This window comes from Winogradskyella epiphytica (genome assembly GCF_003217215.1).
Lineage (GTDB): Bacteria > Bacteroidota > Bacteroidia > Flavobacteriales > Flavobacteriaceae > Winogradskyella > Winogradskyella epiphytica.
The window spans coordinates 845,144-858,019 of record NZ_QJTD01000001.1; the positions used below are offsets into that span (position 1 = coordinate 845,144).

The window sequence follows — 12,876 nt, forward strand, 5'->3', positions numbered from 1 at the left end:
TGTTTATTTTATAGTAAAAATATTGTTATCACGATTAACATCTGCCATCATTTGAGATGGATCAATTTCAACAGATTTTACAGCTTTATTAGCATCAAAGGTATACGTTGGGTATGCCCAAGCCCAATCTTCAATTACTTTAGCTGTAGTAGGCTTTACACCACGCATCATACGTAAGGGAATATGATAGGCTTCTGTAGTTCCATCGGTATATGTAACCGTTAAATCTATTGGCATTGGCATTAATCCAATTCTTTCTAATGTAATCGACGTTCCTTCTACGTCTTTCACACCGTAATCAACAGTGTTTGTTGTTTGAGTGAAATCTATAAAATACCAATCTAATTCGAAATCTGTAATACGTTCTGCTGTACGAATTACATCAAATGGTTTTGGATGTTTGAATTTAAAATCTTCGAAGTATTTCTTGATTGTAGCATCACGATTTTCTTCACCAATCACATAACCCAATTGTCCTAAAAATACAGATCCTTTACTGTAAGCAGATGCGCCATAAGCTTGGTTAAATTCATATCTGTCTGCATGAGTTGTTAATGGTTGCTCAACGCCAGAATTAGCTAAGGCAATATAGTTTCTATACGAACCTGCTAAAGGATTTTCTTCCTTGCCACCTTGAACGTGATTCATTGCTAAAGATGAATAATAACTTGTGAACCCTTCGTCCATCCATTCGTGTTTAGACTCGTTAGTTGCTAACATAAATTGGAACCATTTATGCGCCAATTCATGAGCGGTAACTCCTAATAAACTTCCGTAACTTCTCTCTCCAGTGATAAGTGTACACATAGCATACTCCATTCCGCCATCTCCACCTTGAATAATTGAATATTGATCATAAGGATAATCTCCAATATGCTCGGTAAAATAGTCCATAAGTTTAGCAGTATCTTCTTGTAATTTTTTCCAATTGTCAAGATACTTCTGTTCTAAATCTTTTTTATAGTAAAAATGAAGTAAAGGTCCGTTTGGCATTTGGTAAGTATCGTGTATATAATCAGGATCGGCTGCCCAAGTAAAATCGTGAACTTTAGGTGCTCTAAAATGATGTATTTTCTTTGATCCTGTTACTTTAGGTTCTCCTTGAAGATAGCCAGTTCCACCTACGATATAATTTTTATCGATAGTTAGTTTTACATCAAAATCTCCCCAAACTCCGTAGAATTCTCTTCCTATATAAGGATCTGCATGCCATCCTTCATCATCGTATTCAGCTAATTTAGGATACCATTGTGCCATTGATAAAGCCACACCTTCAGAACTATTTCTTCCAGAACGACGAATTTGAACAGGAACCTGAGCATCAAAATCCATATCAAAAGTAACTTTCTCACCTGGTTGAATAGGTCTATCTAATTGTACTTCTAAAACGGTACCCACAGTTTCATAATTCAGTGCTGTTCCGTTTTGTTTTAATGAATTTACATGGATATAACCAATTTCATTTGGCTTCAATTTACTAATACGGTCGCCTACTCTACGGTCTGGATCTTTAATTGTTCGAGAACGTACATCCATTTCACTTCCAGGTTGGAAAGCATTAAAATACAAATGGTAATACACACGATTTAGAACATCAGGCGAGTTATTGGTATAAACCAATTTTTGCTTTCCTTGATATTGGTAATTATTGACATCCATGTCTATTTCCATAGAATAATCTACATGTTGTTGCCAATAGCCGTTAATTGCTTTACTTGCTGGCTTAGCGTCTAAAATTGGTGATTCTGAAGCACCACAAGACGTTATTAAAGCAAGTGAAAAAAGGCTAAGAATAAAATGTTTCATAATATTTAATTTTAATCAATTTACAGTTTGAAATACAAGTCCTCTGAACGTTAGTTAAGAGGGTTTTTTATAAACATTATTGCGAGATGAATTACTCTAAGTAGGTAACGCATCTCGCAATAAAATTATTAATTATAAAGGCTTATTTTATTTTTGAAGCCATTATTAAAGCATTGTAAGCATTTACTATTCTTCCAGATTTTGATAGATCTGAGAACGGTTTTACATTAGAAGTATCACCTCCAACAACGACTTTAGTTGTTAATGGAAGGCCAGATTCTAAAATAACTTGCTTTACTTGAGCCGCTGTTAAATTAGGATAGTATGAACGTACTAAAGCAACAACACCTGCAACTGCAGGAGCAGCCATAGAAGTTCCACTTATTGCTTTATATTCATTTTCTGGAAAAGTTGAATAAATAGCAGAACCAGGAGCAAAAACATCTACATTCTTTTTACCGTAGTTAGAGAAATTAGAAACCATTTTAGATCCATATTTAGAAGTTAATGAACCAACTCTGATATAAGTATCTGATACTTCTACAAAATTTACATTATCATCTGGGAAGTTAGGTTCCACATCAATATTTTCACTTGAATTTCCAGCAGCATGAACAAACACTACATCATTATCTGATGCATATTTAATAGCTTCTCTTACTTTATCGGCATGTGGAGAAAAAGATTTTCCAAAGCTTCCATTAATAACTTTCGCTCCATTATCTACAGCATAACGAATAGCTAAAGCAACATCTTTATCGTACTCATCTCCATTTGGTACTGCTCTAATTGACATGATTTCAACATTGTTTGCAACACCATTCATTCCAATTCCGTTATTACGCATTGCAGCAATAATACCTGCAACGTGAGTTCCATGAGATTCGTCTTTCTTAACTGGTTTTACGTTATTATCTCCGTACCCAATTTCAGAAAAATCATTGATATCATCACCTGTAGTTCGTCCAGAGAAGTTAACATTTAAGTGAAAGTTTAAACGCTCGTTAATACTCACTAAAGCGTCGTTAATTTCTTCAGTAGCTTCTTGTAAAGTTAATCCGTTTGCATTCATTCCGTTTGCCACTTGAATAGCTTGTGACAATGCTTCATCTTCTGTTTCAATTTTATTAACTTCTTCAAGCGTATAGTCTTCTTTACCTAAATGCTTAGCTAAAGCTTTATCTGCACCAATAACTGCTTGTGAAATTTGATCGTATTGTGATTTACGACCTGTCCATAATTGGTAGTCTTCATCGAGTTGTGCTTTTGCAGCATCATAATCAGGATGCGATGTATCACCAGCAGCTACAATCCTTGTATGTTCTAATTGCTCATCGTAGGCTTCACCTAAGAAATTCCAACCGTGAACATCATCAACATATCCGTTTTTATCATCGTCAATTCCATTGTTTGGAATTTCACCTTTGTTAGTCCATAGTACACCATTTAAATCTTCATGATCGATATCAATACCCGAATCAATCACCGCAACGATCACTTTTTTACCTTTTTTGTTTTGTATGATTTCAGTATAAGCTTTTTCAACGCTCATTCCAGGAATCGTATCTTTTACAAGATCGAGATGGCCCCATTTATTTTTTTCAGCCTCTGTTAAGTCAGTAACTTTTAAAGGTAGTGTATCTATATTTTCAATTGGAGTTGAAAGGATTTCACCAGTACTACCACAACCAAAAAATAGTGATCCGGCAAAACCTAAATAGGCAATAAATCTGTAATTAAATTTCATGAGTTTTTGTTTTTATGTCTTAGTTAAATAATTGTTGAGTAGTAAATGTTTCGTCTAGTCGCACCCCTTTTTCAGTGTGCTTTACCGTAATAATTTGGTTATGTGCATCGTGTTCTAGAAATAGATAGAAATTTTGATCAGCAGCCATATTTAAAAACGACTCTTTTTCATCTAGAGTTAATAATGGTCTTGTATCGTAGCCCATCACAAATGGTAATGGTAAATGGCCAACGGTCGGTAATAAATCTGCCATAAAACAAATGGTTTTCCCTTTGTATTGAATCATAGGAATCATTTGTTTGTCAGTATGACCATTAGCAAAGAATATATCAAAACCTAATCCTGAATTTTTTAAAATACGGTTATCAGGAACATCAGTAAACTTTAGCTGTCCACTTTCTTCCATTGGTAAGATATTTTCTTTTAAAAACGACGCTACCTCTCTCCTATTTGGTTCTGTTGCCCATTTCCAGTGGTCGGCATTAGACCAAAAGTGTGCATTTTTAAAAGCTGTTTCGTATCCTGTTCGGTCTTTATTCCATTGAACAGAGCCACCGCAATGATCAAAATGCAGATGCGTCATAAACACATCTGTAATATCGTCTCGGTGAAAACCGTGAGCTGCGAGTGATTTGTCTATGGTATCGTCTCCCCAAAGGTAATAATAGCCAAAAAACTTCTCACTTTGCTTATCTCCCATTCCGGTATCAATCAAAATAAGACGGTCGCCATCTTCAATTAATAAACAGCGAGCGGCAATATCTATCATATTGTTAGAATCAGCAGGATTAGTACGTTGCCATAAAGATTTTGGTACAACACCAAACATAGCGCCACCATCGAGCTTAAAATTACCGGTTTCTATAGGATATAACTGCATTCTTGTAGTTTTAAGATAGTAGTCGCAAAATACTAAAAGTGCCTAAATTAAATCGAGTAAAGTCTAAATAATTAGTGGATATTTAACAATTGAGAGGATTGCATTTTAAACTCACTTTAAAAATAATTACATTTAGGTAACTATTCGGATGGCAGGTTTGATAATTTTGCTATTTAATTAAGTTTGAATTTGGAACAAAATAAAATGAAGATGAAACGTATATCGAAATCACCGTTGAAAATAACGAAAATGAAATTATTGCGATTTGGACGGGATTTTGAGCCAGATCAAGAAGTAATTTTAAGAGACTATCTTGCCATAGAACGAACGCGCTTGGCTAACGAACGTACTCTTTTATCTTATATACGTTCGTCTCTCTACTTACTCTTAGGTGCGATTGGATTTTACCAGGTTAGAGAATTTACAAATTTTGACTATTTAGCATTAACCGCCTTAGTTTTCAGCATTATCTTTTTTATAATAGGCATATATCGTTTCACTCTTTTAAAAAAGAGTTTAAAACGAGTTTATTACAAATCTGAAGAAAAAGAAGCAGAAAAAAGTGAGTAATTTCATACTAATTTTATAAATCGTTTTAGATTTAATAAGCATTTAATATTTGATTAGCTCCATTCTATATTTTATTGAAAAACAGATAAATTCAATAAAAAACAGAGCATTTATTCCCTTTTTTGAGCATTTATATGTCTTTTTCAGGACTTTTATAAAAACAGAATTTAGTATTTTCACCAAAAACAAATTATATGATTGAATTAGCCGGAATTATAATTCTTGGAATATTAGCGCAATGGGTGGCATGGAAATTCAATATTCCAGCGATTTTACCTCTAATATTAATTGGATTACTGGTTGGACCTATAGCTGCAGAATTTTTAAGTGCAGATGGAACAAAATGGATTGAACCCATTTGGAATGGTAAAAAAGGATTATTTCCCGGTGAGAGTTTGTATTACTTCGTCTCGTTGGCCATAAGTATCATATTATTTGAAGGTGGTTTAACCTTAAAACGATCTGAAATTAAAAATGTAGGACCAGTAATTACTAAGCTAATTACAGTTGGGTCTGCAATCACTTTTTTCGGAGCTGGAATTACAGCGCATTATGTTTTTAATCTAAGTTGGGATATCTCATTTCTATTTGCAGGTCTTATAATTGTAACCGGACCTACGGTTATTACCCCAATACTTAGAAATATTCCGCTTAAAAAAGACGTATCAACCGTTTTAAAGTGGGAGGGTATTCTTATAGATCCTATTGGTGCTTTAGTGGCGGTTTTGGTGTTTGAATTTATTAGTGTTGGAGGTGATAGTGGATTCACAAAAACAGCTCTTTTAGAATTTGGTAAAATTGTATTGTTTGGAACGACCTTTGGATTTACGTTCGCACATGCTTTAGCTTATGCTATTAATAAAAAATTTATACCGCATTATTTATTAAATGTGGTGTCACTTTCAACGGTTTTACTGGTATTTGTTGAATCGGAATTATTTGCACACGAATCTGGTTTATTAGCTGTTGTGGTAATGGGAATGGTTTTAGGAAATAGTAAAATAGAGAACCTCAAAGAATTATTATACTTTAAAGAATCACTTAGCGTATTACTAATTTCCATTTTATTTATTCTATTAGCAGCAAATATCGATATTGATGATATGTTACTGCTTTATAATTGGAAAACGGCGATTCTTTTTGCAATAGTTGTATTTGTTATAAGGCCTATTTCAGTATTTGTAAGCACTCATGGTTCTAAGCTGAATCTAAACGAAAAAATCTTTATTAGTTGGGTGGGTCCTCGTGGTATTGTTGCTGCCGGTATCGCTTCACTTTTTGGAAGTAAACTAATGCGTCAGGGTGTTGAAGGGGCTGAATATATTACACCCTTAGTTTTTATGATAGTTTTAGGAACCGTTCTTCTTAACGCTACTACAGCGCGTTTATTTGCGAGATTAATTGGTGTATTTTTAACGAAATCAGATGGAATATTAATTGTCGGTGCTTCTAAATTATCACGATTATTAGGTCATTATTTGGTTAATAACGATAGACACGTGGTGTTAATAGATAACAACCAAAATAACATTGATAAAGCTCATGAGTTAGGATTAGAGGCTATAAACACTAATATTTATTCAGATTCATTATCTGATAATATCGAATTGAATGATGTAGGATATATCATGGCTATGACCGGAAACTCGGATATTAATGCTTATGTGATTGAAAAGTTTGGTAAAGAATTTGGAGAAAACGGGGCGTACAGATTAGTGACTTCAGATGAAATGAATAATCCAGATGTGAGCCCAAAAGAAGGATTATTTTCACCTACAGATGATTATATTAATCTGATAGAAGTGACTCGTAAATATCCGGCGATTCAAGAGATAGATATAGAGGATGTAGAGCATTATAAGAGTCTTATAGCAATGGCAAGTAAGGACAATAATATGATTCCTTTATTTTTGAAGGATGATGAAGGCGAACTTCATATTATTTCACTTCATAATAACGAAGCCGATAAGGTTGGTCAAAACTTTAAATTAGTATACTTGGGTAAACCTTTTGATGTTGAAAAGTTGGCTAATGATGATGAAGATGATATGTAGTCTTCCGTTGAAATAGCTATAATAAAAAAGAGATTCCTTCATATAGGAATCTCTTTTTTTTATTGTTAATAAGAACTGAATTTAGTCATTCAATTTCAAAACAGCCATAAACGCTTGCTGTGGGATTTCAACATTACCTATTTGACGCATACGTTTTTTACCTTTCTTTTGTTTTTCTAAAAGTTTACGTTTACGAGAAATATCACCACCATAACATTTTGCCGTTACATCTTTACGAAGGGCTTTTACAGTTTCACGAGAAATAATTTTTGCACCAACCGCTGCTTGGATTGGAATATCAAATTGTTGTCTCGGGATTAATTCTTTCAACTTTTCACACATCTTTTTACCAATATGTTGCGCATTATCTGCGTGAATTAAAGCAGAAAGGGCATCAACAGGTTGCGCATTTAATAAAACGTCTAAACGCACTAATTTAGATACTTTCATACCTATTGGCGAATAATCGAAAGAGGCATAACCTTTAGACACTGTTTTTAAACGATCGTAAAAATCAAAGACAATTTCTGCAAGTGGCATTTCAAAGGTCAATTCAACTCGTTCTGGAGTTAAATAGGTTTGATTAATGATCATTCCACGTTTTTCAATACATAAACTCATTACGTTACCAACAAAGTCAGCTTTCGTAATAATGGTCGCTTTTATAAATGGTTCTTCTACACGATTTACGGTAGTTGGTTCCGGTAAATCACTTGGATTGTTCACGATAAAAGGAACATCTGGATTCTTGTTTGTGTAAGCGTGATACGATACGTTAGGGACTGTGGTAATTACAGTCATATCAAACTCACGTTCTAATCGTTCTTGAATGATTTCCATATGTAACATACCTAAGAAACCACAACGGAATCCAAAGCCTAAAGCTGCTGAGCTTTCAGGTTGAAATACTAAAGACGCATCATTTAGCTGTAATTTTTCCATAGAATTTCGAAGCTCTTCGTAATCTTCAGTATCTACAGGATAAATCCCTGCAAATACCATTGGTTTTACATCCTCGAAACCTTCAATAATATTTGTAGTTGGATTAGCGAAATCTGTAATAGTATCACCAACTTTTACCTCTTTTGCAGTTTTAATACCAGTAATTAAATAACCTACATCACCAGCTTTTACACTTTGTTTTGGGTGTTGCGTTAATTTTAAGGTACCTACCTCATCGGCATAATACTCCTTATCCGTAGCAACGAATTTAATTTTTTGACCTTTTTTAATTTCACCATTAAATACTCGGAAATAGGTTTCAATTCCTCTAAAAGTATTGTAAACAGAATCGAAAATTAAGGCTTGTAAAGGTTCATCGACATTACCTTTTGGAGCAGGAATACGTTCAATAATCGCTTTTAAGATATTATCTACACCAAAACCAGTCTTACCACTAGCATGGATTACTTCAGAAGGATCACAACTTAGAAGGTCAACAATATCGTCTGTAACTTCTTCAGGATTAGCACTTGGTAAATCGACTTTATTTAGAACTGGAATGATTTCTAAGTCATTTTCTAAGGCTAAATATAAATTTGAAATAGTTTGTGCCTGAATACTTTGAGCAGCATCTACAATCAATAAAGCGCCTTCACAAGCGGCAATAGATCGAGATACTTCGTATGAGAAATCCACGTGACCAGGAGTGTCTATAAGATTCAATACGTAATGTTCGCCTTCATAGATATAATCCATTTGAATGGCGTGCGATTTAATAGTAATTCCGCGTTCACGCTCCAAGTCCATATTATCTAATAATTGATCTTGTTTTTCTCGAGCGGTCACAGAACCTGTATGATCTAATAAACGATCGGCAAGAGTACTTTTTCCGTGGTCAATATGTGCAATAATGCAAAAGTTACGAATGTTTTTCATGTGTTGTTATTAACAGTTGTTAATGATCTAAAAGTGGTGTTAGAGATAGTTAAGTGTTAGATTAGTTAAATTTTTTCTAATCTAAGATAACTAAAGATGTCCATCTAAACCTTAATAATTTATGTTATCTAAGTAAATAAACCCCTTTCTCTCTGACATTTTCTTTCAATATATACCTTTTAGACAGCAAAAAAATTGTTTGCAAATATAGTTGATTTCTATGGCTTTGTCGTATCAAAAAGCATAATTAAAATAGTAGGATTTTACGGTAAAACCTCAATAAAATGTTAAAAACTATTTATATATTGCGATTCAAATCTATGTTATGTTTTTATACCTGCGTCAATTTTTTAGTGTGGTTATTTCACTATTATCACTTACACTATTTGCACAAGACTATTCTATATCAGGACGTGTGGTAGATAATAATAATGCTCCAATTGAATTTGCTAACGTTATAATTTCGTTAGAAAAAGAGGGTTCTACGCTTAAAGGAACCTCTACGAATGAAGACGGTGTTTTCAATTTAACCAATTTAGATGAAGGTACATTTAATATTAAAATTAGCTTTATTGGTTTTGAAGAATTCAATCAAAAAATTGTTTTAACCGGAAATTTAGATCTAAAAAATATTCAACTTAATGATGCTTCAGAAAGTTTAGATGAAGTCATGATTATTGGTAAGAAACCAACTTTAACACGTCAGCCTGATCGTCTAATTTTCAATATAGAAAATACGGCTTTGACAGAAGGTTCAACCTTAAGTGTTTTAAAGAGCACACCTGGAGTAATTATTTCCGATGGATCTATTAACATAAAAAGTGCTGAAGCAGATGTCTATATTAATGGGCGCCGAGTTCAGCTTAGTTCAGACGAGTTGATGCAGCTTTTAGAAAGTTCGCCGGCAAATAGCATTAAGTCTGTTGAAGTGATTACGAACCCTCCGGCAAGTTATGATGCCGATAGTGGTTCTGTTATAAATATTATAATGAGTAAAAATCTTATAGCCGGCTATAGAGGTAGTGTGTTTTCAAATTATACACAAGGTGTTTTCCCTCGATATATTGCCGGAACAAGTCATTATTTTAAAAATGATAAGATTAACTTAAACGTTAATTATAATTACACACAAAATAAGATAAATAGAGATCAAGAAGAGAATATTGATTTTTTCGATAATTCTAATAATATCGATCAAATTTGGAGGTCAGAAACTAATAGAAATACATGGTCTCAAACTCATAATTTAAATTTAAATTTTGATTATTATATTGATGATCAGAATACTTTGAGCCTTACTAGTACAGGACTTTATACACCTTATTTTAAATATAAAGTAACAAATAACACTTCAATTTTTGATGAGAATTTAGATTTCTCATCACGCTTTACTGCAAATAATTTATCAAGAGATAATAAGTACAATATTGGTAGCGACCTTATCTTTAAACATGATTTTGAAAATAGTGCGGATTTAACTTTTAATGCACATTATACAACTTATGATTACGATCGTGATCAAAACGTTCTGAGTAACTTTTATGATGTGAATAACGATTTTATAAATAATTCAGAATTTAAATCATTAGCAAATCAGAAGACAAATATTGTAATAGGAAAACTAGATTATTCTTTACCTATAGAGGACTCTGGTAGTTTTGAAACAGGACTTAAATACTCTAGCGTAAGTACTGAAAGCGACATAACTAGGTTTGACATTATCAACAATTCCGAAGTTATTAACGCTAATAATACAGATGCATTTAATTATAATGAAAATGTACTTTCAGCTTATGCTGCTTTTAGTAAATCTTGGGATAAATGGAATTTAAATCTTGGCTTGAGAGTTGAAAATTCTAATATTGAAGGTGAATCCTTGAGTTTAAACGAAATCAATACTCAAGATTATACCGATTGGTTTCCTAATGCTAGTATATCCTATGATATTTTAGATAACTTAGCTATCGATCTTAATTATAATCGAAGCATTACAAGGCCAAGTTATACGAGCCTAAATCCATTTTCATTTTTTCTGAACGAAAGTACAGTGGTCGTTGGTAACCCTAATTTGACTCCTACTTACAGAGATTATTATAAAGTAGGTGTTAATTTCTTAGATTATTTTACGGTTGAAGCCTATTATATGAATTATGATGGCCCTATTGAAGAGTTGCAAAGACAAGATAACCAATCTCATATTATTGCCTATACACCTACTAATTTAAATAAGTCTGTCGATTACGGTTTCGACTTTATTTTTAATTATTACCCGTCAGCTAAATGGGGAGTTTATGCAGTAACGTCGTTTTATAATATGACTGAAGAAATTGATTTTGAAGATGGTTTTGTGGAACAGAGTCAGTGGACTAATCTTAGTATTTTATCTACTTATTTATCACTTTTAGAAGATAACAGTTTAAACTTCAATTTATCTTTGCACTACGTGAGCAAAAACCTCCAGCGTCTTCAAACAGTAGAAGGTATGTTGTTCTCGGAATTAAGTATTTCAAAATCGATTATGAATAAAAGAGCTGTAATATCACTTTCAGCTGAAGATTTATTTAATCAACAATATTATAATACTAAAGTGAGATACTCTAATCAATCAACAACAAGTCTTCTAGATTCAGATAGTAGAACTATTAAATTAGGCTTCAGATACAACTTTGGAAATACTAAACTTCGTACAAATCAACGCGCAACTAGTGCTGAAGAACGTGATAGGATTAAGGACTTGCAGTAGTGCTTAATTTCCTACAGATTTCGCTGATTGAGGTAGGTTTTTGATTGACTTATCTAATGTATGTATAGGAGTATTTTTGCTTTTAATCTTGCCATTCTGCAATAAACAAATTCGTATCTCGTCCTCCTCCATTGTTTCTGTTAGAAGAAAAGGCTAGGTATTTACCATCGTTAGAAAACACAGGAAACGCATCGAATGTTTCACCATGTGTTACACGTTTTAAATTCTTCCCATCAATATCAATTAAATATAAGTTGAAAGGAAAGCCACGTTCGGCTTCAAAATTAGAGGAGAATAAGACTTTCTCACCAGAAGGATGAAAAAACGGACTCCAATTCGCATTACCTAAATCTGTTAATTGACGTAAATCAGAACCATCTGCATTACAAATATAAAGCTCCATCTCAGTAGGTTCTACGAGACCTTCAGCCAATAAATCTTTATAATTTTTAATTTCTTCTTCAGTTTTTGGTCGTGATGATCGGAAAATTAACTTACTACCATCTGGAGAAAAGAAGGCGCCTCCATCATAACCTAACTCATTTGTAATTTGTTTGACATCTGAGCCATCAATATTCATGGTATAAAGCTCTAAATCACCACTTCTTGTTGACGTAAAAACAATTTTATCACCTTTAGGAGAAACTGTTGGTTCTGCATCATAACCTACTTCATTTGTCAATTGCTTTACAATATTACCTTCTAAATCGGCTACAAAAATGTCATAAGTATCATAAATTGGCCAAATATATTTTCCGTTTTTGCGGAGTGGAGTTTCTGGACATTCTTCACCACCAAGATGTGTTGAAGCGTAAATAATATGTTTGTTATCTGGTAAAAAATAAGCACAAGTAGTTCGTCCTAAACCAGTACTGATCATAGGTGGAGCTATACTATCCGTAAATGTCTGTGTAGCATCCATTAGAAACATTTGGTCGCAGCCAACGTTCCATTTTGTATTATTAGATTGAAATACCAGCTGTTTATCATCAAAACTCCAATATGCTTCAGCATTATCGCCTCCATAAGTGACTTGCCTGATGGATTTAAAATGAATTTCTTCAGGATAAATTAAAGATTCTTGTGTTTTTGTAGCACCTGATGTTGTCTCAGCAGCGGTTTTAGAGGTTTTATGGTTTTCGTTCTTGCAAGATGCACATATCAATAAGAGAAGAAGAATAGTGAAGAATTTGTTCAT

Annotated in this window: 8 protein-coding genes; 3 read left to right on the forward strand and 5 right to left on the reverse strand. The window is 33.2% G+C overall.

All coding sequences use genetic code 11. The features are described from left to right. Positions 1-3 precede the first annotated feature (3 nt). The 3 genes from DFQ11_RS03750 to DFQ11_RS03760 all read right to left on the reverse strand — a co-directional run bounded on the left by DFQ11_RS03750 (position 4) and on the right by DFQ11_RS03760 (position 4,433). On the reverse strand, positions 4-1,806 hold the full coding sequence (locus tag DFQ11_RS03750) for a M1 family metallopeptidase (protein ID WP_110474400.1): 1,803 nt from the start codon (positions 1,804-1,806) through the stop codon (positions 4-6). Between the two features lie 142 nt (positions 1,807-1,948). Beyond that, positions 1,949-3,553 carry a S8 family serine peptidase gene (locus tag DFQ11_RS03755; RefSeq protein ID WP_110474402.1) on the reverse strand — a complete coding sequence of 535 codons (1,605 nt, stop codon included), beginning with the start codon at positions 3,551-3,553 and terminating at the stop codon, positions 1,949-1,951. 19 nt (positions 3,554-3,572) lie between these two features. Next, on the reverse strand, positions 3,573-4,433 hold the full coding sequence (locus DFQ11_RS03760) for an MBL fold metallo-hydrolase (protein WP_110474404.1): 861 nt from the start codon (positions 4,431-4,433) through the stop codon (positions 3,573-3,575). A 249-nt stretch (positions 4,434-4,682) separates the two neighbouring features. Here DFQ11_RS03760 and DFQ11_RS03765 point away from each other — a divergent pair, with 249 nt between their 5' ends. Both DFQ11_RS03765 and DFQ11_RS03770 read left to right on the forward strand, forming a co-directional pair. Continuing rightward, a complete protein-coding gene (locus tag DFQ11_RS03765; RefSeq protein ID WP_110474817.1) occupies positions 4,683-5,003 on the forward strand; it encodes a DUF202 domain-containing protein in 321 nt (106 codons plus the stop codon). 194 nt (positions 5,004-5,197) lie between these two features. Next, entirely contained in the window at positions 5,198-7,057 is a 1,860-nt protein-coding gene (locus tag DFQ11_RS03770; protein ID WP_110474406.1) for a cation:proton antiporter, read from the forward strand. Between the two features lie 81 nt (positions 7,058-7,138). On the opposite strand, the gene lepA is transcribed toward DFQ11_RS03770, so the two are convergent. After that, positions 7,139-8,935 carry a translation elongation factor 4 gene (lepA, locus tag DFQ11_RS03775; RefSeq protein WP_110474408.1) on the reverse strand — a complete coding sequence of 599 codons (1,797 nt, stop codon included), beginning with the start codon at positions 8,933-8,935 and terminating at the stop codon, positions 7,139-7,141. 325 nt (positions 8,936-9,260) lie between these two features. On the opposite strand from lepA, the gene DFQ11_RS03780 reads away from it, so the two are divergent. Continuing rightward, positions 9,261-11,678 (forward strand): TonB-dependent receptor domain-containing protein, encoded by a 2,418-nt coding sequence (locus DFQ11_RS03780; RefSeq protein WP_110474411.1) that lies wholly within the window; start codon positions 9,261-9,263, stop codon positions 11,676-11,678. A gap of 82 nt (positions 11,679-11,760) precedes the next feature. Here DFQ11_RS03780 and DFQ11_RS03785 read toward each other — a convergent pair whose 3' ends face one another. Further along, complete coding sequence (locus DFQ11_RS03785; protein WP_110474413.1) at positions 11,761-12,876, reverse strand: TolB family protein; 1,116 nt, start codon at positions 12,874-12,876, stop codon at positions 11,761-11,763.

Bases quoted from the DNA above. Each gene is read 5' to 3' on its own strand.
- DFQ11_RS03755 (WP_110474402.1), bottom strand. From the start codon at position 3,553: ATGAAATTTAATTACAGATTTATTGCCTATTTAGGTTTTGCCGGATCA.
- DFQ11_RS03765 (WP_110474817.1), top strand. From the start codon at position 4,683: ATGAAATTATTGCGATTTGGACGGGATTTTGAGCCAGATCAAGAAGTA.
- DFQ11_RS03750 (WP_110474400.1), bottom strand. From the start codon at position 1,806: ATGAAACATTTTATTCTTAGCCTTTTTTCACTTGCTTTAATAACGTCT.
- DFQ11_RS03760 (WP_110474404.1), bottom strand. From the start codon at position 4,433: ATGCAGTTATATCCTATAGAAACCGGTAATTTTAAGCTCGATGGTGGC.
- DFQ11_RS03770 (WP_110474406.1), top strand. From the start codon at position 5,198: ATGATTGAATTAGCCGGAATTATAATTCTTGGAATATTAGCGCAATGG.
- DFQ11_RS03780 (WP_110474411.1), top strand. From the start codon at position 9,261: ATGTTTTTATACCTGCGTCAATTTTTTAGTGTGGTTATTTCACTATTA.
- lepA (WP_110474408.1), bottom strand. From the start codon at position 8,935: ATGAAAAACATTCGTAACTTTTGCATTATTGCACATATTGACCACGGA.
- DFQ11_RS03785 (WP_110474413.1), bottom strand. From the start codon at position 12,876: ATGAACAAATTCTTCACTATTCTTCTTCTCTTATTGATATGTGCATCT.